Raw genomic sequence first — 20,807 nt, 5'->3', positions numbered from 1 at the left:
GGCCTTCGGCAAGTGGAGGCGCCATGCACAGGCATCGTTCACGCGTCGTGCTGGTCCTGGCCTGCTGCGCCGTCCTCGGCGGCTGCGGTGGCCGCGCGGCCGACACCACGCTGCTGCGCGAGTCGTTCGACTCCGGCGACACCTATACCCGCGACATCGACGCCAGCCCGGCGCAGGCGTGCGAAGCCGCGCGCCGCGCGTTGCTGGGGCAGGGGTATGCGATCACCCGCGCCGGCGCCGACAGCGTCGAGGCCAACAAGAACTTCCAGCCCCGGGAAGAACTCCACGAGCAGCTGGTGCTGCGGGTGTCCTGCGCGGCGCATGGCGATGGCCGCGCGCAGGTGTTCGCCAGCGCGGTCCAGGACCGCTACGCGTTGAAGAAATCGCCGACCTCGGCCAGCGTCGGCGTCGGCGCGCTGGGCTCGGTGTCGCTGCCGTTCGGCGGCAAGGACGATTCGCTGGTGCGGGTGGCCAGCAGCACCGTGCAGGATCCGGTGTTCTACCGCCATTTCTTCGATCGCCTGCAGCAGTACCTGGCCCCGGCGGCTCCCGGGGACGCCACGCGGTGAGGCGTGTCCGTCGTGTCCCGGCCTGGTTGGGCGGCTGCGCGCTGGCGCTGGGGCTGGCGCCGCCGGCAACGGCCGCCGATGGCGCCGCATGCCTGCCGTCGCTGCTGCAGCGGCTGGGCTGGCAGATACGCGAAAGCGACGTGACCGCACCGGTGGTGCACGGGGGCGAACCCTGCCGGCGCGCCTCGCTGGACGACGCGCGCCGCCATGGCGACCTGCAGGTACAGGTGCCGCGCGGCTACGCCGGTGCGTCGCGTGAGCGCCTGCAGCGCGACCTGCTCGGGCATCCCGCGACCCTGTGCGCCTACGCCTTCCAACTGGGCGATGCCGCCCGCCGCGCCGCCACGCAGCTGCAGGACAACCGCGGGTATCGCTTCTCCGCGCTGCAGCTGGGCTGGATCGGCTTCGGGCCCGGCGGCGCCCGCGCGCAGGGCTGGCAGCGCTTCCGCAGCTTCGGCCGCGGCTATGCGCCGGCCGGTTCCAATTCCGCAGCGATCGAGGCGTTCTACAGCGGCCGCGTGCGCTCGGAATGCGGCGTCGGCCGCCAGGTCGCACAGCTGGCCACCCAGCGCGAGCTTTATGGCGACGCCGGCTTCGACCGCGAATTCGCCCCGGGCGAGCTGTCGATCGGCACTTTCCTCACCCTGCACGACACGCCCAGCATCCTGCTGGGGGCCAACGCGGGCGAGTTCTTCGCCGACGGCAAGGCGGTGCGCACCGCGCGCCTGGGGCGGCAGGCGTTCATGGGCGTGCCCGGCTTCATCGAGCACGTGTTCGACAAGCGCTACCTGGACGACATCAACAACCAGGCCGAGAACTTCGTCATCACCGACGTCAGCGCGCAGGCGGCCGACGCATTGGCGCGGCACGGCGGCTTCAGCTACTACGACGGGCAGAACCGGCGCCTGTGGGAACTGTCGCGGCAGCTGCCCCGCGCCGGCCGGCGTTATTTCGAGCGGCTGCTGCACGAACGCGACCCGGCGCTGCGTGACGCCGTTCCCGAAGCGCAGCGGCCGCTGCTGGCGCAGATGGACCAGGTGCTGGCCGACCCGGTCTACGCCGGGCTGATGCTCTACGTGCACCCCAAGGGCATCCGCCCGCTGGGCTACCACATCGCGCGCCTGCTCGACCGCAACCCGCGCACCCCGTACAGCATCGACCTGGCGCTGCACAATCTGCACACCACGCTGTACCACCGCTGGCTGCAGGCGCAGTTGCGCGACTGTGCGCCGGTACCCGCTGACATCGACGAACGAGGTTGAACATGGAACTGGGCATGATCGGGCTGGGGCGCATGGGCGCCAACATGGCGCAGCGCCTGCACCGTGGGGGCATCGGCGTGACCGGGTTCGACCCCGGGCTGGCCGCGCGCGAGCGCATGGCCGGGGCCGGCGTGGCCACGTCCGCCTCGCTCGAAGCGCTGGTGCAGGCAATGCCGGCACCGCGCGCGCTGTGGCTGATGGTGCCGGCGGGCGCGGTCGACGCGCTGCTGGACCAGCTGTTGCCGCTGCTGTCGCCGGGCGACCTGGTCGTGGACGGCGGCAATTCCTGGTATCGCGATTCGCTGCGCCGCGCGCAGCGCTGCCAGCAGGCGCGGGTGGCGTTCGTCGACTGCGGCACCAGTGGCGGCGTCTGGGGCCTGCAGGAAGGCTACTGCCTGATGCTGGGCGGCGAGCCGGCGGCACTGGCGCGGTTGGCGCCGGCGCTGCGGGTGCTGGCACCGGCAGCGGAGCGTGGCTGGGCGCACGTGGGGCCGGTTGGCGCGGGGCACTTCTGCAAGATGGTCCACAACGGCATCGAGTACGGAATGATGCAGGCCTACGCCGAGGGCTTCGCGCTGATGCAGAAGAAGCGCGAGTTCGACCTGGACCTGGCGCAGGTGGCCGAGACCTGGCGGCACGGCAGCGTGGTCCGCTCGTGGTTGCTGGACCTTGCCGCCGATGCGCTGCGGCACAACCCGCAGCTGGAAGGCATCGCGCCCTATGTCCAGGATTCCGGCGAGGGCCGCTGGACGGTCAGCGAGGCGATCGAGCTGGACGTGTCGGCGCCGGTCATCACGCTCTCGCTGCTGGAGCGGCTGCGCTCGCGCGAAGCCAACTCCTTCGCCGACCGGATGCTGGCGCAGATGCGCAGCGGGTTCGGCGGGCATGCGGTGAAGGCGGCCAACGATGCTGAATGAATGCGGAGGAGCGGGACGATGAGCACGCACGCGCGCACGTGGATGCTGTTGGCCGCACTCGGGTGCGGCCTGTCGCTGGCATTGCCGTTGCAGGCGCTGCCAGCGCCGGGGCCGTTGCCGCTACCGCCAGCGCCGGAAACCGACCCGATGAGCGATGCCTGGATCACCACGCGGATCCGTGCGGCGCTGGTACCGCTGCAGCGCGATGCCGCGGTCGACGTGCGGGTGAACACGACGGCGGGCATCGTCACGTTGGAAGGCGTGGTCGACAGCCCACTGGCCCGCGAGCGCGTGCTCGAGCGGGTGGCCGCGGTCAGGGGCGTGCGCGGCGTCGAGGCGCAGGCGCTGCGGATTGCCGGGGCAGCGCCGCAGCCGTGACGACCACCGCGTGCGCCGCGTTCACTCCGGCGCCGAATCATGCAATGCTTGCGTACCGGTTCGCATGCACTCGGCCGGCTCCAGTCCCAGGGGAGCCGTGCCCGCGGCACTGCCTGCCAACGGCCTGGCGTCCCTGGGAAACCGTTCACGCTGATCCCGGTTTTCGTACCGGCCACAGGCTTAAGGAATGAGGATGGCTTATCGATTCACCGACGAGGGCTGGGACCGCTGGCGCTTTGCCGGCCTGGCGCTCGCCGCGCTGCTGATCGTCGTGGTGCCCTCGTTGCTGTTGCTGCAGCTTTCGCGCGACAGCGTCAATGCCGCCAACTGGGTGGCGCACACCCAGGCGGTGAGCGCGCGGCTGTACGTGCTGCAGGCCGACATCCGCGACGTGGAGTCGGCCGCGCTGACCATGTCCAAGGGCGTGTCGTCGGACGCGCTGCGGCAACGCCTGCGGCGCGCCGATGACGTCGGGCAGACCGTCGGCGAGCTGTCCAGCCTGGTCAGCGACAGCCCCGAGCAGCTGGTGCGCATCGGCCGCATCACCTCCATGCTGGAACGGCGCATGGCGCTGGCCAAGCAGATCGCCGACAGCGTCGATTCGCCGCGCCAGCGGCAGTTGATCGAGGAAATGACGTTCAGTTATCCGATCCGCGACATCGTCGTCGAGCTGCAGCGCCACGAGGAGCAGCTGCTGGCCAAGCGCGTGGCCGCGGCGCAGCGCCAGCAGCGTCTGTCCACCCTGGTGACCTGGAGCACCCTGGCCGCGCAGCTGCTGCTGCTGGGGCTGGTGTTGTGGCTGCTGAAGCGGCAGATCGGCCGCCGCACCCGCGCCGAGCAGCGGTTGCTGCAGGCCAGCGCCCGCGCCAGCGCGGTGCTGCAGACGGTGCGCGAACCCATCGTGCTGCTCAACGCCGAGCAGCGCATCGTGCTGCACAACGCCGCGTTCGCCGAGCTGTACGGCGTCGAGGGCCGCGATGCCAACGGCCAGCTGCTGCAGTCGATCGGCGATGGCGCCTGGGCCGACCCCATCATCCACCAGCGCCTGGCCGACGTGCTGCTGCGCGGCCGCGAGCTGTGGGACTACGAGCATGAACAGCGGGGCGTCGACGGCCTGGTGCGGATCATGCTGGTCAATGCCAGGCGCATGCCGCTGCCCGACAGCGACGACGAAGTGGTGCTGATGACGGTCAGCGACATCACCCTGCAGCGTGCCGTGCAGCTGCGGGTGGAGGAGCTGAACCGGCAGCTGGAAGGCAAGGTCGAGCAGATGGCCGAGGTCAACCGCGAGCTGGAGGCGTTCAGCTATTCGGTGTCGCACGACCTGCGCGCGCCGCTGCGGCACGTGGCCGGCTTCTCCGACAAGCTGGCGCGGCACCTGGGCGAGGACGCGGACGAACGCTCGCGCCACTACCTGCAGGTGATCGGCGACTCGGCGCGGCGCATGGCGGCGCTGATCGACGACCTGCTGGTCTATTCGCGGCTGGGCCGTGGCGCGATGCGCCTGCAGGCGGTGGACATGCAGTCGCTGGTCGCCGACACCCGCGCGCTGCTGGATTCCAACCTGCGCGCCGAAGCCGGTGCCGACGGCGCGGTGCGCGACGTGCAGTGGAACATTGGCCCGCTGCCGGTGCTGGTGGCCGACGAGAACATGATGCGGCAGGTGTGGCTGAACCTGCTCGGCAACGCGGTGAAATACACCGCCGGCCGCGAACATGCGCTGATCGAGGTGTCCGCGCAGCAGTTGCCCGACGGCAGCCACCAGTTCACGGTGCGCGACAATGGCACCGGCTTCGACATGCAGTACGCCGGCAAGCTGTTCGGCGTGTTCCAGCGCCTGCACAAGGCCAGCGACTATCCCGGCACGGGCATCGGCCTGGCCAGCGTGCGCCGCGTGCTCACCCGCCATGGCGGCCGCATCTGGGCCGAGGCCCAGGTCGACCAGGGCGCCACCTTCCATTTCATCCTGCCACCCCCTGCGCCCGAGGCGCACAGCTGAGGTCCACCCGAATGAGTCCCCTGCGTACCATCCTCATCGCCGAAGACAGCCCCGCCGACGCCGAAATGGCGATCGACGCGCTGCGCGACGCGCGCCTGGCCAATCCCATCGTGCACGTGGAGGACGGCGTGGAGACGCTGGATTTCCTGATGCGCCGCGGGGCGTATGCCAACCGCGAGGAGGGCCTGCCGGCGGTCCTGCTGCTGGACATCAAGATGCCGCGCATGGACGGGCTGGAAGTGCTGCAGCGCATCCGCGCCGAGGACGAGCTCAAGCGCCTGCCGGTGGTGATCCTGTCGTCCTCGCGCGAGGAAAGCGACCTGGCGCGCAGTTGGGACCTGGGCGTCAATGCCTACGTGGTCAAGCCGGTGGACGTTGACCAGTTCTTCAACGCGGTCAAGACGCTCGGCACCTTCTGGGCGGTCATCAACCAGGCCCCGGAGCTGGAGTAAGCCGCCATGCCCAACAAAGGGACGCCGTTGGGTCCATTGCGCATCCTGCTGGTCGAGGATTCGGCCGAGGACGCTGAACTGTTGTGCGACCAGATGCTCGAAGCCGGGCTGGAATGCAGCTTCGAGCGGGTCGACAGCGAGCCGGAGCTGCGCACGCTGCTGGCGCAGTGGACGCCGGACATCGTGCTGTCGGACCTGAGCATGCCGGGCTTCTCCGGCTACCAGGCGCTGCGCATCCTGCGCGAGACGCATCCGCTGGTGCCCTTCATCTTCGTCTCCGGGACGATGGGCGAGGAAACCGCGGTCCAGGCGCTGCACGAAGGCGCCAACGACTACATCATCAAGCACCAGCCGGCACGGCTGCCCTCGGCGGTGGCACGCGCCATCCGCGAGGCGCGGCGCGAGATGGAACGGCTGCGGGTCGAGGACGAGCTGATGCGCGCGCAGCGGCTGGAAAGCCTGGCGCTGCTGGCGGCCGGGCTCAGCCACGACCTGCGCAACATCCTGCAGCCGCTGCTGATCGTGCCGGACCTGATCCGCGACCGCAGCGACGACCCCAAGGTGGTGCGGCTGGCCGACGTCATCGCCGAGTGCGGGCGGCGCGGCCACGAGATGGTCGAGTCGATGCTGTCGTTCGTGCGCGGCTCGCGGCTGCCCAGCGAGCGCATCGTCCTGCAGCGCCTGTTCCAGGGGGTCGGCATGCTGCTCAAGAGCAGCCTGCCGGGCAACATCGACCTGCACCTGGAGGTGCGCGACGAGCGCCTGGCGGTGGAGGGCAACTACACCGAACTGCAGCAGGTGCTGCTCAACCTGGCGCTCAACGCGATCCAGGCCATGCCCGACGGTGGCCGCCTGAGCCTGGTGGCCGAACGCGTGGCCACCACCGACGGCGAGCGCCTGTGCATCCGCGTGCAGGACCAGGGCATCGGCATGGACGCGGCGACCGTGGAGCGCCTGTTCAGCCCGTTCTTCACCACCAAGGCCAGCGGTACCGGGCTGGGGCTGGTGTCGTGCAAGCGCATCGTCGAGAGCCTGGACGGCACCATTGCGGTGTCCAGCCGCCCGGGCGAGGGCACCCGCTTCGACCTGCTGCTGCCGCTGCATGGCGCCGTGGTGGAGCGCGAGGAGAGCGCCATGCCGGTGGTCCCGGCCGGCCGTGGCCAGCGGATACTGGTGGTGGACGACGAGGCCACGCGCCTGTCGCTGCTGGGCAACGCGCTGGCCAGCCAGGGCTACCGGCTGCGGCTGGCCGCCGACGGTGCCGCGGCGATGCGCCACCTGCAGGAGGCCGGCATGCCGGACGCGGTACTGGTCGACAGCGGCATCCCGCTGCTGTCCGCCGGGCAGCTGCTCACCGAGATGCACGGCATGGGCTACCGCGGGCCGGCCATCGTGCTGGAGGAGAACCGCAACGAAGCGTTCGCCGACGGCCTGGTACCCACCGGCATCAGCGTGCACGTGCTGCCGCGCCCGCTGGAGATGCGGCGCGTGTTCCGGGTCGTGGCCGACGCGCTGGGCACGGGGTAGGAAGCAGGGGAAAAGCCAGGAACCCGTGGGGGAAGGCGGGAGCGGGTCACCGCCGCGGCAACCGCCCCTGCTTGCACCCTCCCTGGTTCCTGCTTCCGCTGCACTGGTTCCTGGCCCGAAGCCCTATCATGTGCGTCCCGATTCCGACCGTTTGGCGCAACACCGCGCCTCCCCTTCGATGACGACCGTCCTACTGAGCCTGGGCAGCAACGTGCGCCCGCACCATCACCTGCAGGCGGCGCTGCGGGTGCTGCGCGGGCGCTTCGGGCAGATCACCGTTTCCCCGGCCTACCGCACCCCGGCGGTGGGCTTCGACGGCCCGGATTTCCTCAACAACGCGGTCATGCTCGACACCGGCATGCCGCTGCTGGAGCTGGACGACTGGCTGCATGCGGTCGAGGACGCGCACGGCCGCGACCGCAGCGGGCCGCGCTTCAGCGACCGCACCTTGGACATCGACGTGGTGTACTACGGCGACCTGGTGGTGGAAGGCCCCGGGCACCTGCGCATTCCCCGGCCCGAGCTCAAGCACGCCTTCGTGCTCAAACCCCTGGCCGACATCGCGCCGGACTTCATCGACCCGGTCCGTGGCCTCAGCCTGCGGCAGATGTGGCAGGCACACCCGCAGCATGGCGACGTGTTCGATACCGTCGAACTGGCGGACTGAGCGCGCCGTCCGACGGCCGGTGGCCCGCTTTCCGCGGCACCGCGGAAAGCCACGCGGTGCGCCGCCGGGGCCGCGGCGGCGGTTCTGGCCAGGCGTCGCCCGCATCTGGTTCCTGCCGCTGAACCGGGCCGGCATCGGCGCGACCGCCGCCGCCATCGCTCAGGTCAGCGTGCGCCCACCGTCCAGCCGCAGCGTCTGGCCGGTGATGTAACCGGCATCGTCGAGCAGCCAGCGCACCGCCGCGGCGATCTCGTGCGGGGTGCCGGTACGCGCCAGCGGCGTGCGTTCCAGCAGCTTCTGCTTGGCGGCTTCGCTCTTGCCCTGTTCCGGCCACAGGATCGCGCCGGGCGCCACCGCGTTCACCCGCACGTGCGGCGCCAGCTCCAGCGCCAGCGAACGGGTGGTCATTTCCAGCGCGGCCTTGGCCGCCGAATAGGCGGGGTGGTCGCGCAGCGGCTGGCTGGCGTGCAGGTCGGTCAGGTTGACGATAGCCCCGCGTTGGCGGCGCAGGTGCCCGGCGGCGGCCTGGGCCAGGAAGAACGGCGCGCGTGCGTTGACCGCGAACAGCTCGTCCCACTGCTCGACCTCGACCTGGCCCAGCGGCGTGGGGAAGAAGTTGGAGGCATTGTTGACCAGCGCGTCGAGCCGGCCGAAATGCGCCACCACCTCCTCGACCAGCTCCGGCAGCGCCCGTGGGTCGCGCAGGTCGGCCTGCACCGCCAGCACGCTGCCCGGGCGCTCGCTCTCCAGGTCGAAGGCCAGCGCCTGCAGTTCTTCGCCCGACTGGTGCGCGTGCAGCGCCAGCCGGTAACCATGGGCGTGCAGGTGACGGGCGATGACCGCGCCGATACGGCGCGCGCTGCCCGTCACCAAAGCCACCCGTTGCGGATCCGTCATCTGCGTTTTCCTCGCTCGGCTATCCTGTGCATTGTCTCCGCAAACCGCCGTCCCATGCATTCCGACCTGCCCCTGCCCGAATCCGACGCGTTGGCCCACAGCGAGCAGCTGGCCGCGCACCTGCGCGCGGAGATCCTCGCCCAGGGCGGCGCGATGCCGTTCTCGCGGTTCATGGAACTGGTGCTGTATGCGCCGGGCTGGGGCTATTACAGCGCCGGCGCCAGCAAGTTCGGCGCCGCCGGTGATTTCGTCACCGCGCCGGAGCTGGGCACGCTGTTCGCCGCGGCCACCGCCAACGCGCTGGCGCCGGTGTTGCGCCAGCTGGGCACGCAGGCACGGGTGCTGGAACTGGGCGGCGGCAGCGGCGCGTTCGCCGAGGCCGCGCTACGCCACCTGGCCGGGCTGGACGCGCTGCCTGCGCGCTACGCCATCCTCGAGCCCAGCGCCGACCTGCGCCAGCGCCAGCGCCAGCGCCTGCAGGGCGCGCTCGACCCGGCGGTGTTCGCGCGGGTGGAATGGCTGGACCGCCCGTTCGAGGATGAATGGGACGGGGTGCTGTTCGCCAACGAGGTGATCGACGCGCTGCCCACGCCGCGTTTCCTCATCGACCAGGGCGAGGTCTACGAGGAAACCGTCGAGCTCGACGGCGAAGGCCGCTTCGTGCGCGGCGCGCAGCCGGCGGACATGCTGCTGTCGGCGGCGGTCCGCCACCTCGAGCGCTACCTGGAACGCCCGTTCGCCGACGGCTACCGTTCGGAACTGCTGCCGCAGCTGCCGTACTGGATCCAGGCGGTGGCCGGCGGCCTGCGCCGCGGCGCCATGCTGTTCGTCGACTACGGCTATACCCGTGCCGAGTTCTACCAGGACGACCGCCGCGACGGCACCCTGCGCGCGTTCTACCGCCACCGCGTGCACAACGACGTGTACCTGTGGCCGGGCCTGCAGGACATCACCGCCTCGGTGGACTTCACCGCCCTGGCCGAGGCCGGCACCGGCGCCGGCTTCGACCTGGCCGGCTACTGCCACCAGGCCGGCTTCCTGTTCGGCAACGGCATCACCGGCCTGCTCGAGGAGGCCGACGAACGCACCGACGAGGTCGGGCGCGTGCGTCTGCGCGAACAGTTCAAGCGGCTGACCCTGCCCACCGAAATGGGCGAGCGCTTCCAGGTGATGGGCTTCAGCCGCGACGTCGACCTGTCGGCCGCCTTCGCGATGGGCGACCTGACCTGGCGCCTGTGAGCGGCCCGCTGTTCAAACCGCTGCGCCATCTGCCGTTCTGGATCGGGCTGTGGGCGCTGGCGGTGCTGGGCGTGACCGTGGTGTGCCTGATTCCGCCGCCGCCGTTGCCACCGCTGCCGGAGAACGGCGACAAGGCCGAACACTTCATTGCCTATTTCCTGCTCTCGGCCAGCGCGGTGCAGTTGTTCCGCCGTGGCCGCGCGTTGCTGGCCGTGGGCCTGGCGCTGGTGGCGATGGGCGTATGCATCGAATTCGCGCAGGGCGCGTTGACCGACACCCGCAGCGCCGACCCGCTCGACGCGCTGGCCAATACCCTCGGCGTGGCCGCGGGCCTGGCGACGATGTTCACTCCGCTGCGCGATCTGCTGCTGCGGCTGCAGCCGCGTCGCGACGGCGCAGGGGAGCGCTAAGCGCCTGCGTCTGCCCAGGCTGTTCCCGCGCAGCGGCGCCGTCCGCAGGCTCGCGCCAGCGATGGCCGACGCAAAGGCGACGTCGCGATCGGGCGTGCTTGCCGCGGAGGCGTGTGCACCCGCGCCGTGCATTGAGAGGGTCCGGTGCGGGTGCTACCGTGCCATCCGGGCGATGGCCTGCACGCCGCGTCGGCACGCCGGGGCACCCGGTTGCAGGCGCTGACCCACAACGGCAATGCAGGGCACGGTGGCCATCCCGCGCCACCGCCGGTCTCTCCCGCCAGATCCCCCTGCCGGCGGCCTTTCATCTTTGGACAACAGCGCAATGCACATGCCGGACACCGCCATCAACCTGCAGGAAAAGCTGGCCCGGTTCTCGGAGCATTGGTCGCCCCGGGTCATCGCGGAAATGAACGACTACCAGTTCAAGCTCGCCAAGGTGCTGGGTGAGTTCGTCTGGCATTCGCATGCGGACACCGATGAGGTGTTCATCGTGCTGGCCGGCGAGATGGTGCTCGAGTTCAGGGACAGGACGGTCGCACTGGCCGCTGGCGAAATGTACGTGGTGCCCAGGGGCGTGGAGCACCGCCCGGTGGCGTCCAGCGAGTGCAGCATCATGCTGGTGGAGCCGCGCGGGGTGATCAACACCGGCGACGCCGGCGGCGCCTACACCGCAGCGAACGACGTCTGGGTGTAGGCCGCGCGCAGCTGCCGGCGCAGCCGGACGGCCCCTGCCGCGGCCCGCCCGCGCCCGTGCGCGCCGCTAGCGCAGCGTCACCCGGTCCAGCACCCACATGTCCGGACGGAAGTCGCCGCTGAAGCGGATGCACAGCGCTTCGGTCCTGTCGGCGCGGCGCAGCAGCGGCGCGCGCAGGGTGATGAAGCCGTCGGCGTCGGGGCGTGCGGGCAGGGGCGCGGTGGCGATGAGGTCGCCATCGCAGGAGCCGGCGCGGATGTCGAGTTCGCCATGCGCGCTGCGCGCCGGCAGGTAGCGGCGGCGGGCGTTCTCTTCCTCGCTCTGGTCGATGACGTAGGGCAGGCGGCCGGCGCGTACTTCGATGTGCTGCGCGCCGGTCATGGGCGCCTGCTCCCAGCGCCAGCACGGCTGCATGAAGGCGACGTTGAACAGGGCGCGCCGGCCGTCGGCCTGCACGGTGTCGTCCTGCATGCGCAGCACCGGGCCTTCGGCGCTGCACGGCTGCAGCTGGGCGTTGCCGCGGCTGCGCAGGCTGGCGGCGGTCACCTCGAAGCGGTCCGCCGGCTGCAGCGCGGCGCCGCTGGCGAAGGCGGCGCTGCGCAGCTGCACCGGCAGCGCGGCCTCGATGGGGCCGGTGTACAGCGGCGAGCGCAGCGTGGGCTCGCTGCCGTCGAGCGTGTAGCGCACCGGGTAGCCGAGCGGATTGGACAGTTGCAGCGTCGCCTTGTCGTGGCCGGCGGGCGCGTCGGCCAGCAGCACGCGGAACGGCGTACTTGCGTAGCCGACGCCCAGCGCGGCGTAACGCCGGGTCCAGGCCGGCAGGCGCTGCAGGAAGCTGGCGTAGTCCTTGCCGGCTTTCGGCGTCCAGCCGGTTTCGGCCACCGCCAGCAGGCGCGGGAAGGTGTTGTGTTCGACGGCGGCGAAACGCACGTCGTCGGTGGTCCACATGTTCGCCTGCAGGCCGAGGATGTGGCGGCGCTGGGGGGCGTCCAGCGCCTCGGGCACCGGCTCGAAGCGGTAGAACCTTTCCATCGGAATCAGCCGGGGGCTGGGCCGGCCGCCGGGCTCGTCCGGCGAGTCGGTCTGCAGGTAGTCCAGGTACAGATCGGCGTTGGGCGACATCACCACGTCGTGGCCCTGCCGCGCCGCGGCCACGCCACCGTCGATGCCGCGCCAGGACATCACCGTGGCATCCGGCGCCAGGCCGCCATCGAGGATTTCGTCCCAGCCGATCAGACGCTTGCCGTACGCGTGCACGAGCGCTTCCAGGCGGTGAATGAACCAGCTCTGCAGCGCATCCTCGTCGGCCAGCCCGAGCGCGCGCATGCGTGCCTGCACGCGCGGCGATGCCCGCCATTGCGCCTTGATGGCCTCGTCGCCGCCGACGTGGATGTAGCGGCCGGGGAACAGCTGCGCCACCTCGGCGAACACGCCGTCGAGGAAGTCGAACGTGGCGTCGTTCACGTTGAACAGGTTGGCGTGGATGCCGCGGTGCGCCGAGACCGGGATCTGCCGGCCCTCGGTGCCCAGCGCCGGGTAGGCGGCGATGGCCGCGGTGGCATGGCCGGGCATGTCGATCTCCGGCACCACGCTGATGTGCAGCGCGGTGGCGTGGGCGACGATGTCGCGGATCTCGTCCTGCGAGTACCAGCCGCAGTATGGCGCGGGTTTGCCGCTGGCCGGATCGATGCCGGCGTCGCCGGCGGGGATGCGGCATCCGCCGACCTGCGTCAATCGCGGATGGCGCTTGATCTCGATGCGCCAGCCCTGGTCGTCGGTCAGGTGCCAATGGAACACGTTGAGCTTGTGCAGGGCCATGGTGTCGAGCAGCTGCTTCACCTGCGCCGGCGTCTGGAAATGCCGGGCCGAATCGAGCATGTAGCCGCGCCACGGGAAGCGCGGCGCGTCCTCGATGCGCATCGCCGGAAGGGTCACGCGCGCGGCCTCGCTCTGGGTGAGCAGCTGCCACAGGGTCACCGCGCCATGGAACAGGCCCGCCTCGCTGCTGGCGCGGATCGTGATGCCGTCGTCGCCGACGCTGAGCGCATAGCCTTCCGCCGGGATGCTGCTGGCCGGGTCGACAGCCAGGCGGATGCCGCGTGCACCTTGGCCGCGCGCGGCGATGGACAACGGCGTGAGCCCGGCCTTTGCGAGGAACGCGTTGAGCTGGCCCGCAACCCGCATCGCGGCGTCGCCCTCGGCCTGCACGACGGTGCTGGCGTCCACGGCGAAGGCCGCGGCACCGGCATCGACCCGCATCGAGGCCGGTTGTGGGATGAGCGAGGGGACGATGGCGTCGCCGCCGGCGCGGGCCGGCTGGCACAGCGCCAGCAGGCAGAGGGACAGCCACGCGGATCGACGCATCAGGGGTTCCGGTTGGACCAAGGCCAGGCCGGATTATCCGATGATCGGCTATCGTTGCGCATCGCCGATACCGTTGCCGACGCACGCATGCATGGATACATGAGAAACCTTTTCCTGTGCGTACTGTTGCTGGCGGCGACGCCCGTGCAGGCGGCCACGGCGCCCGGCAACGGGCCCGAACCCGGCATCGAGGTGTTGCTGCGCGAACGCGCCGCCGGGTTGCACGGCAAGCGCATCGGCTTGGTCACCAACATGACCGGCGTCGACCGCGCGCTGCGCAGCGACATCGACCTGCTGGCCGCGCGCGACGACGTCGAGCTGGTCGCGCTGTTCGGCCCCGAACATGGCGTGCGCGGCGACGTGCAGGCCGGTGGGCACGTGGATTCGTCGCGCGACGCGGCCACCGGATTGCCGGTGCACAGCCTCTATGGCGAGCACCGCGAACCGACGCCGGAGATGCTGCGCGGCATCGACCTGCTGTTGTTCGATATCCAGGATGTCGGCGCGCGTTTCTACACCTACCCGTACACCCTGGCCAACGTGCTGCGCGCGGCGCGGCGCGATGGCATCCCGGTCTGGGTGCTGGACCGGCCCAATCCGGTGGGCGGGCTGCAGGTGGAAGGCCCGGTGCTGGAGCCGGCGCAGGCCTCGTTCGTCGGCATGTTCCCGATCCCGGTGCGCCACGGCATGACCATCGGCGAGCTGGCGCGGCTGTTCAACGCCGCGTTCGGCATCGGCGCCGATCTCACCGTGGTGCCGATGCGCGGCTGGCGGCGCGGCGATGCCGAGCCGGGCGGGGCGATGCCGTGGGTGCCGCCGTCGCCGAACATGCCCACGCGCGACACCGCGCTGGTCTACCTGGGCACGGCGCTGCTGGAAGGCACCAACGTGTCCGAGGGACGCGGCACCACGCGCCCGTTCGAGACCCTCGGCGCGCCGTTCGTCGATGCGCGGCAACTGGCCGATGCGCTCAACGCGCTCGACCTGCCGGGCGTGCGTTTCCGCCCGACCGCGTTCACCCCGAGTTTCTCCAAGCACGCCGGCAAGGCCTGCGGCGGGGTGCAGATCCACGTCACCGACCGCGAGGCGTTCCTGCCGTTCCGCACCGGGCTGGCGGTGGTCAAGACCCTGCACGACCTGTATCCGGACGCGTTCCGCTTCCAGTCCGATGCGCCGGGCGCGACGCCCGGCTTCTTCGACAAGCTGGCTGGCAATGCCTGGCTGCGCGAGGCGATCGGGCGCGGCGACACGCTCGATGCGATGCAGGCGCGCTGGCAGCCGGCGCTGCAGCGTTTCGAGGCGCTGCGCACGCGCTATCTGCTGTATCCGTGAGCCGACCCGCCCGCGGCCGCCGGCTGTCCGCCGGCGGCCATGCGGGCTCAGTCGCGCGTGCGCAGGGTCGCCTGCTGCAACACCCACATCTGCGGCCGGGTGTCGCCGCTGAAGGTCATGCACAGGTCGGCGCGACCGCTGGCCGGGACCCGCAGCGGCGCCTCCAGGGTGATGAAGCCATCGGCGTCCGTGGCCTGCGGCAACGGCTGGGACGCCAGCACCGGGCCCTCGCAGCCATCGCGCACCTCGAACTCGCCATGCGCCGCCACCGCCTTGCGGAAGCCGCGCTTGGCTTCTTCCTCGCGCAGCAGGCCGAAGTTGTAGGGGATGCGGCCGGCGCGCACCTGGATGGACGCCACGTCCTGCAGTTGCGCGTCTTCCCACAACCAGCACGGGTTGAAGATGGTCACGTCGAAGCTCGCGCGCGGGCCTTCGGCGGGGGTGTCATCCTCCAGCCGCAGCAGCAGGCGGCCGCCCTGCGGGCACTGCGCCAGGGTCTTGTCGGTGCGGGTCAGCAGCGCGGCGGCGTCCAGCGTCCATTGGCTCGCGCGGTCGGCCAGCGGCTTGCCGTCGAAGAACGCCGCGGCCTGCAGTTCGGTGGGCACCGGAACGTCCAGCGGCGCGGTGTAGGCAGGCGACCGCGAGGTCGGCACGCTGCCATCGGTGGTGTAGCGGATGTCGCCATAACCCAGCGGATTGGACAGCTCGACCCGCACCCGGTTGCCGGCGCGGTCGTCCTGGCGCTGCATCGCCACCGACAGTGCGGTCTGCCCGTAGGCGATGCCCAGCGCGCGGTAGCGGTGCAGCTGTACCGGCAGGCGTGCGAGGAAGCCGTCGTAGTCCTTGCGCTCCAGCGGCGTCCACGCGATTTCCGCCAGCGCCGCCATGCGCGGGAACAGGTTGTGCTGCAGCCGCTCCCAGGTGCGGGTGTGTTCGGTCCACATGTTGGCCTGCACCCCGATCACGTGCCGGCGCTGCGCGGCCGGCAACTGCGCCGGCACCGGGTCGAACGCGTAGATCTTCTGCATCGAGGTGAACTTCGGCCGGCCCGGCGGCTCGTCCGGCAGGTTGGTCTGCAGGAAGTCCAGGTACAGGGTGTTGCCGGGCGACATCACCACGTCGTGGCCATGGGTGGCGGCCTCGATGCCGCCTTCGATGCCACGCCAGGACATCACCGTGGCCTGCGGCGGCAGCCCGCCTTCGATGATCTCGTCCCAGCCGATCAGCTTGCGGTCGCGCGCCTCCAGGAACGCTTCCAGCCGCTTGAGCATGTGCGACTGCAGCGCTTCCTCGTCCTTCAGCCCGAGCCGGCGCATGTGCGCCTGCACCGCGGGCGATGCCTGCCACTGGTACTTCACCGCCTCGTCGCCGCCGATGTGCACGTACGGGCCCGGGAACAGCTCGATCACCTCGGCCAGGATGCCTTCCAGGAACTGCAGCGTTTCCTCGCGCGGATTGAACAGGTAGGGATTCACGCCCCAGTTGTGCGACGGTTCGGTGGGGCCATCGACCACGCCATGCTCGGGATAGGCCGCCACCGCCGCCTGGGCGTGGCCGGGCACGTCGATTTCCGGGACGATGGTGATGTGGCGGGCGGCGGCATAGGCCACCACGTCGCGGATCTGCGCCTGCGTGTAGTGGCCGCAGTAGCGGTTGGGGGAGCCGTCGGCCCTGCGCCCGGCCTCGCCCGGCGGCACGCGGCAGCCGCCGACTTCGGTGAGGCGCGGATAGCGCTTGATCTCGATGCGCCAGCCCTGGTCGTCGGTGAGGTGCCAGTGGAAGGTGTTGAGCTTGTGCGTGGCCATCGCGTCGAGCACCGCCTTGATCTGCTCCACGCTCCAGAAATGCCGCGCCGAATCGAGCATCAGCCCGCGCCAGGCGAAACGCGGGGTGTCCTCGATCCGCATCGCCGGCAGCGCCACCGCGCTGGACTGCGGCCCGGCGAGCAGTTGCCACAGCGTCATCGCGCCATTGAACAGCCCGTGTTCGTCGCCGGCCTGGACGCTGATGCCTTCGTCGCCGATGTGCAGCGTGTAGGCCTCCGGCGAGGTGCCGGCGGCTGCGGGCACGATGCGGAACTCGATGCCCGGGCCCTGGCCGTCGGCCAGCCGCAGTGGCGTGGTCCTGGCCAGCAGTTCGGTGAATTGCGTGGCGACGCGGCCGGCGGCATCGCCCGGTGCGCGGACCGCGGTGGTCGCATCGACGACGAAGCGGCCCTCGGCCGGCTGCACCACGGCCGGCAATGGAATCACCGGTGCGCCCTGCACGTCGGCGGCGGCCACGGCCAGTGCGGGCGCGGGGGACGCGCTGGGCGTGCAGCCTGTGGCAATGGCGGCCGCGGCGAGCAGGGCGGCCGCCATCAGTGTGGCGGCGGTTCGGTTTCGGATCATCGTGACTCCCTGGAACTGGATGGCGGCGTGGCGGCCCGCGCCGGTGTCCGGGCGGTGGGGCCTGCGACGCGGGCCGCCGGCCGCCACTGTAAAAAAAGCGGGCCTGGAAAAGCTCCAGGCCCGTTGGAGGAGAAAGAACGCAATCGGTATTCCTGCAGCTCCGCCCTTAGAAGGCGAAGCGCAGCGAGGCCATGTAACGGCGGCCGCTCAGGTAGGCACCGCGGGTGAGCTGTTCCACGCCCGAGTAGGAGTGGTACTGCTCGTCCAGCAGGTTCATGCCTTCCAGGCCGACGGACAGGTTTTCGTTGATCCGGAAGGCGATGGACGCATCCAGCGAGGCATAGTCCATGGTCCACAGCTGGCGGCCGGCGCTGACGTTGGTGAAGTACTTGTCACGCCAGCCGTAGGTGACGCGCGCGGTCCAGGTGTCGTTCTCGAAGAACGGGCTGATGTTGAACTGGTTCTTCGAGTTGAACGGCAGCGGGCGGCCGCCGGTGGCTTCGCCGTCGGAGTAGGTGTAGTTGGCGACGATGCCGAAGCCAAGCCCGAAGTTCTGCTGCCAGGCCAGCGAATAACCCTTGATCTTCGCGTCGCCGGCATTGCGCGGACGGTCCACCAGGTAGGTGTCGTTCTTGTTCTGGTTCTGGTTCCAGTGCGTCTCCGGGGTGGACTCGGTGAGGATGTAGTCGGCCACGTCGCGGTAGAAGATCGAGCCGGCGACGATGGCGTTCTCCGAGAAGTACCACTCGGCCGAGAAATCCACGTTGGTGGACTGGTACGGCTTGAGGTTCGGGTTGCCGCCGCCGCCGGTCAGCGCGGTGTCGGACAGCCACAGGTAGGAGGAGATGTCCGTGTAGTTCGGGCGGGCGATGGTCTTGGCCACGGACGCACGCAGTACCAGCGACTCGGTGGCGTCGTACACCAGGTTCAGGTTCGGCAGCACGTTGTTGTACTTGTTCTTCTTCACCACCGGGTCGTACGACGCCGCCAGCTTCTCGGCCGACCATTCCGGCTTGGTACAGCCGGCCAGGCCGGTGTTGCATTCGTAGCTGCCCGACTCCAGGTCGGTGCGCACGTAGCGCACGCCGACGTTGCCGCGCAGCTTGTCGAAGCTGAAATCGGCCTGCACGTACGCCGCGCCGATGTCCTCGTTGATCGACCAGTTGTTGCGCGCGAACTCCTCGGCGCTGAACGGCGAGACGACCGGCATGGTCTGCCACGGTGCCAGCCACTTGCCGCTGCTGATGTACTCGGCCAGCTTCCAGCCATCGATGGTGAAGCGCTTGCCCAGGTCACCGTAGCCGCTGAACCCGTTGAGGTAGTTGCCGGGCAGCTCGCGCGGATCGAACTGCGAGGCCTTGGCGTCGCCATAGGTGGCTACTGCGGCCAGGCCGATGCCCTGCTGGACCTGGCTGGTCTCGTGCTTGCGCTGCTTGTAGCCGAAGCGGACCAGGTAGACCGGCGAGTCGAGCTTGATGCCGAAGTCGACCTGGCCGTAGGTTTCCTTGTCGACGGTCGGCTTCTCGACCAGGTTGCCGCCCCAGCCGGTGTTCCAGCCGGGCTTGGACGGGTCGCCGCCCCAGCCGCCGTCCATCTGGAACTGGTCCGGGTTCAGGAACGGATTGCTGCCGGTGAACGTGACGCTGCCGGGATTGCCCGGGGCGTCGGCGATGGACCAGGTGTAGTCGGTGCGCGCCAGGAACTCGCCGAACACCTGCTTCGGGCCGCCGTCGGCCTTGGTGCGGCCGATATGGGTGGACGCGAACCAGCGCTCGTCGTTCCAGTCGAGCTTGACGTCGTAGGTCGACGACTCGACGTTGGCGCGGCGGTTCTGCAGGTCGAACACCACCAGCCCGTTCTTGTGGCTGGCACTGGTGATCAGCCCGTCCTTGACGGTGATGTCGCTCAGCGTCTTCAGGCTGTTCCAGGTGTTGCCCTGGTGGGTGAACATCGACTGCGCCATGTGGTCGAAGTTGGCGTCGATCTTCAGCGCGTTCAGCTCGATGTTCATCTGCTCCACCGGCTTGAACTGCAGCGCCAGCGAGTAGGTCTTGCGCTCGCGCTGCTGCTCGAAGAAGTGCGCGCTGGTGGAGTTGGGGCCGACCGCGTTCGGGTTGGCGTACAGGGTTTCGGCGCAGGTGCCGGTACAGGTGGCCGGCAGCGTCGGCTGCACGCCGTTGACCGGCGGCTTGGACCAGTCCGGCGGCAGGTTGGTCACCGAGCCCGGGGCACCGCCGACGCCGGCGATGTAGTCCTTGGCCCGCACGATGCCGTAGGACTCGATGCCGTCGCGGCGGATGCTCTCGTTGGAGGCCTGGGCCGAGACGATCACGCCGAAGCTGCCGGCGTCGTTCTTCCACGCGAACGCGGCCGAGGCGTTGGGATCGGTCTTCTCGACGCGGTCGTTGCGGCCGTAGCTGACGCGGCCGGACAGGCTGACCTTCTCCGGCATGTCCAGCGGCTTGCGGGTGGAGACGATCACGGTGCCGCCGATCGAGCCTTCATCGATGCGCGCTTCCGGCGACTTGAACACTTCCACCTTGCCGACCAGCTCGGGCGCCAGCAGCGAGTAGTTGAAGGTGCGGGTCGGGAAGTCGGACATGTTCCAGTCGCCGGAGGCGATGGACTGGCCGTTGAGCAGGGTGCGGTTCAACGCCGGATCGGTGCCGAGGATCGAGACCTTCTCGCCCTGGCCGTAGGCGCGGTCGATGGTCACGCCGGGGATGATGGTCATCGCCTCGGCCACGTTGGTGGCCGGGAACTTGCCCACGTCCTCGGCGGTGATGACGTCGACGATGGCGTCGGCATTGCGCTTGGTCTCCAGCGACTGCTGCAGGCTGGCGCGGATGCCGGTGACGACGACGCGGTCGAGGTCGGTGGCCTCCTTCTTGCCGGCCTCCTGCGCGTGCGCGGAAAAGCTCAGGCAGGTGACGATGGCGGCGGACAGTACGGACTTGCGGTACCTCATGATGTCTCTCCTCATCATTGGCGTGATTGTGGGTTGAACCGCGGTTGCTGGGGGGTGCCGGTGCGCGGGCGCGTGCCCGTGCGGCGGTGTCGTGGCTGCGTGGGTGGGAGCGTGCTCAGGTGCTGCGGTGCTGCAGGTACCAACTGGCTGCGCCGATGACGCCCAGTTGCCCGTGCTCGACCAGTTTCACGGGGATGCGCTGCAGCGCCTTGGCCATGGGTCCCTTGTTGAGGAACCGCTCGACGAAGGTGCTGCCGATGAGGAACGGGCCGAGCTTGGGCAGGATGCCGCCGGCCAGGTAGATGCCGCCCTGCACGCCGTAGAGCAGGGCCATGTCGCCGATGGTGGAGCCGAGGATTCCGCAGAACAGCTCCAGGGTCTGGACCGCGAGCGGGTCGCTGCCATCGCAGGCGGCGGCGCTGACCGCGTCGGGGGTGGCGTGCACGGGCGCGGTGCCGCGCACCGCGCACAGGGCGTTGTAGAGGTTGAGCAGGCCGGGCCCGGACAGCGCGCCGTGCTCGATGGAGACATGGCTGCGGTTGCGCAGCATGTGCTGCAGCACGGCCATTTCCAGTTCGGTGCCGGCGGCCAGCGCGGCCTGCCCGGCTTCGGTGGCGAGCACGACCGAGCGCTCGCCGACGGGAATCCAGAGCGCGGCGCCCAGGCCGGTGCCGGGGCCGACGACGAGGGTGGGGCCGCGCGGCGCCTGCGCCGGGCCGGTGAGCTGCAGCACCTGGCT

Annotated in this window: 17 protein-coding genes; 12 read left to right on the top strand and 5 right to left on the bottom strand. The window is 70.3% G+C overall.

All coding sequences use genetic code 11. The features are described from left to right. Window positions 1–23: 23 nt before the first annotated feature. The 8 genes from MKP15_RS15340 (at window position 24) to folK (ending at window position 7,771) form a co-directional block, all read left to right on the top strand. Window positions 24–569, top strand: coding sequence for a DUF2242 domain-containing protein (locus MKP15_RS15340; RefSeq protein ID WP_240213301.1), 546 nt, complete (start codon window positions 24–26; stop codon window positions 567–569). A gap of 41 nt (window positions 570–610) precedes the next feature. Beyond that, window positions 611–1,831, top strand: a complete 1,221-nt coding sequence (locus tag MKP15_RS15335) for a hypothetical protein (RefSeq protein WP_240213385.1) — start codon at window positions 611–613, stop codon at window positions 1,829–1,831. 2 nt (window positions 1,832–1,833) lie between these two features. Then, the gene (gene gnd / locus MKP15_RS15330) at window positions 1,834–2,748 is read left to right on the top strand and encodes a phosphogluconate dehydrogenase (NAD(+)-dependent, decarboxylating) (protein WP_240213300.1); all 915 of its coding nucleotides are present in this window, start codon (window positions 1,834–1,836) and stop codon (window positions 2,746–2,748) included. Between the two features lie 18 nt (window positions 2,749–2,766). Beyond that, window positions 2,767–3,126: a BON domain-containing protein gene (locus MKP15_RS15325; protein WP_240213299.1), complete on the top strand. Its 360-nt coding sequence runs from the start codon at window positions 2,767–2,769 to the stop codon at window positions 3,124–3,126. A gap of 193 nt (window positions 3,127–3,319) precedes the next feature. Continuing rightward, window positions 3,320–5,125: an ATP-binding protein gene (locus MKP15_RS15320; protein WP_240213298.1), complete on the top strand. Its 1,806-nt coding sequence runs from the start codon at window positions 3,320–3,322 to the stop codon at window positions 5,123–5,125. Window positions 5,126–5,136: 11 nt separating this feature from the next. Beyond that, complete coding sequence (locus tag MKP15_RS15315) at window positions 5,137–5,577, top strand: response regulator (RefSeq protein ID WP_054662938.1); 441 nt, start codon at window positions 5,137–5,139, stop codon at window positions 5,575–5,577. Between the two features lie 6 nt (window positions 5,578–5,583). Then, the gene (locus tag MKP15_RS15310) at window positions 5,584–7,104 is read left to right on the top strand and encodes a response regulator (RefSeq protein WP_240213297.1); all 1,521 of its coding nucleotides are present in this window, start codon (window positions 5,584–5,586) and stop codon (window positions 7,102–7,104) included. Window positions 7,105–7,282: 178 nt separating this feature from the next. Next, the gene (gene folK, locus MKP15_RS15305) at window positions 7,283–7,771 is read left to right on the top strand and encodes a 2-amino-4-hydroxy-6-hydroxymethyldihydropteridine diphosphokinase (RefSeq protein ID WP_161613198.1); all 489 of its coding nucleotides are present in this window, start codon (window positions 7,283–7,285) and stop codon (window positions 7,769–7,771) included. Between the two features lie 159 nt (window positions 7,772–7,930). Here the strand turns inward: folK and MKP15_RS15300 are convergent, their stop codons facing one another. After that, a complete protein-coding gene (locus MKP15_RS15300) occupies window positions 7,931–8,668 on the bottom strand; it encodes a pteridine reductase (RefSeq protein ID WP_104938039.1) in 738 nt (245 codons plus the stop codon). Window positions 8,669–8,722: 54 nt separating this feature from the next. On the opposite strand from MKP15_RS15300, the gene MKP15_RS15295 reads away from it, so the two are divergent. From MKP15_RS15295 to MKP15_RS15285, 3 genes are all read left to right on the top strand, one after another. Further along, window positions 8,723–9,907, top strand: coding sequence for an SAM-dependent methyltransferase (locus MKP15_RS15295; protein ID WP_240213296.1), 1,185 nt, complete (start codon window positions 8,723–8,725; stop codon window positions 9,905–9,907). Then, entirely contained in the window at window positions 9,904–10,317 is a 414-nt protein-coding gene (locus MKP15_RS15290) for a VanZ family protein (RefSeq protein ID WP_240213295.1), read from the top strand. Before MKP15_RS15295 ends, MKP15_RS15290 begins: the two co-directional genes overlap by 4 nt. Window positions 10,318–10,648: 331 nt before the next feature. Further along, window positions 10,649–11,014 carry a cupin domain-containing protein gene (locus tag MKP15_RS15285; protein WP_104940110.1) on the top strand — a complete coding sequence of 122 codons (366 nt, stop codon included), beginning with the start codon at window positions 10,649–10,651 and terminating at the stop codon, window positions 11,012–11,014. Between the two features lie 66 nt (window positions 11,015–11,080). Here MKP15_RS15285 and MKP15_RS15280 read toward each other — a convergent pair whose 3' ends face one another. Beyond that, a complete protein-coding gene (locus MKP15_RS15280; RefSeq protein WP_240213294.1) occupies window positions 11,081–13,378 on the bottom strand; it encodes a family 20 glycosylhydrolase in 2,298 nt (765 codons plus the stop codon). A gap of 99 nt (window positions 13,379–13,477) precedes the next feature. Here MKP15_RS15280 and MKP15_RS15275 point away from each other — a divergent pair, with 99 nt between their 5' ends. After that, entirely contained in the window at window positions 13,478–14,710 is a 1,233-nt protein-coding gene (locus MKP15_RS15275; RefSeq protein WP_240213293.1) for a DUF1343 domain-containing protein, read from the top strand. A gap of 47 nt (window positions 14,711–14,757) precedes the next feature. On the opposite strand, the gene MKP15_RS15270 is transcribed toward MKP15_RS15275, so the two are convergent. The 3 genes from MKP15_RS15270 to MKP15_RS15260 form a co-directional block, all read right to left on the bottom strand. Beyond that, the gene (locus MKP15_RS15270) at window positions 14,758–17,100 is read right to left on the bottom strand and encodes a family 20 glycosylhydrolase (protein WP_240213292.1); all 2,343 of its coding nucleotides are present in this window, start codon (window positions 17,098–17,100) and stop codon (window positions 14,758–14,760) included. Window positions 17,101–17,266: 166 nt separating this feature from the next. Continuing rightward, window positions 17,267–20,068, bottom strand: coding sequence for a TonB-dependent receptor (locus MKP15_RS15265; protein ID WP_104938046.1), 2,802 nt, complete (start codon window positions 20,066–20,068; stop codon window positions 17,267–17,269). Window positions 20,069–20,183: 115 nt separating this feature from the next. Next, window positions 20,184–20,807 (bottom strand): glucokinase (locus MKP15_RS15260; RefSeq protein ID WP_240213291.1); only part of this gene is annotated, 624 nt, incomplete at its 5' end.

Origin of the sequence: Stenotrophomonas sp. Y6 (assembly GCF_022436665.1) — a bacterium.
Taxonomy (GTDB): Bacteria; Pseudomonadota; Gammaproteobacteria; order Xanthomonadales; family Xanthomonadaceae; genus Stenotrophomonas; species Stenotrophomonas acidaminiphila_A.
Note: the sequence above shows the minus strand (reverse complement) of the source record. Positions and strands in the feature narration are given on the sequence as shown.

Bases quoted from the DNA above. Each gene is read 5' to 3' on its own strand.
- MKP15_RS15340 (WP_240213301.1), top strand. From the start codon at position 24: ATGCACAGGCATCGTTCACGCGTCGTGCTGGTCCTGGCCTGCTGCGCC.
- gnd (WP_240213300.1), top strand. From the start codon at position 1,834: ATGGAACTGGGCATGATCGGGCTGGGGCGCATGGGCGCCAACATGGCG.
- MKP15_RS15325 (WP_240213299.1), top strand. From the start codon at position 2,767: ATGAGCACGCACGCGCGCACGTGGATGCTGTTGGCCGCACTCGGGTGC.
- MKP15_RS15320 (WP_240213298.1), top strand. From the start codon at position 3,320: ATGGCTTATCGATTCACCGACGAGGGCTGGGACCGCTGGCGCTTTGCC.
- MKP15_RS15315 (WP_054662938.1), top strand. From the start codon at position 5,137: ATGAGTCCCCTGCGTACCATCCTCATCGCCGAAGACAGCCCCGCCGAC.
- MKP15_RS15310 (WP_240213297.1), top strand. From the start codon at position 5,584: ATGCCCAACAAAGGGACGCCGTTGGGTCCATTGCGCATCCTGCTGGTC.
- folK (WP_161613198.1), top strand. From the start codon at position 7,283: ATGACGACCGTCCTACTGAGCCTGGGCAGCAACGTGCGCCCGCACCAT.
- MKP15_RS15300 (WP_104938039.1), bottom strand. From the start codon at position 8,668: ATGACGGATCCGCAACGGGTGGCTTTGGTGACGGGCAGCGCGCGCCGT.
- MKP15_RS15295 (WP_240213296.1), top strand. From the start codon at position 8,723: ATGCATTCCGACCTGCCCCTGCCCGAATCCGACGCGTTGGCCCACAGC.
- MKP15_RS15285 (WP_104940110.1), top strand. From the start codon at position 10,649: ATGCCGGACACCGCCATCAACCTGCAGGAAAAGCTGGCCCGGTTCTCG.
- MKP15_RS15280 (WP_240213294.1), bottom strand. From the start codon at position 13,378: ATGCGTCGATCCGCGTGGCTGTCCCTCTGCCTGCTGGCGCTGTGCCAG.
- MKP15_RS15275 (WP_240213293.1), top strand. From the start codon at position 13,478: ATGAGAAACCTTTTCCTGTGCGTACTGTTGCTGGCGGCGACGCCCGTG.
- MKP15_RS15270 (WP_240213292.1), bottom strand. From the start codon at position 17,100: ATGATCCGAAACCGAACCGCCGCCACACTGATGGCGGCCGCCCTGCTC.
- MKP15_RS15265 (WP_104938046.1), bottom strand. From the start codon at position 20,068: ATGAGGTACCGCAAGTCCGTACTGTCCGCCGCCATCGTCACCTGCCTG.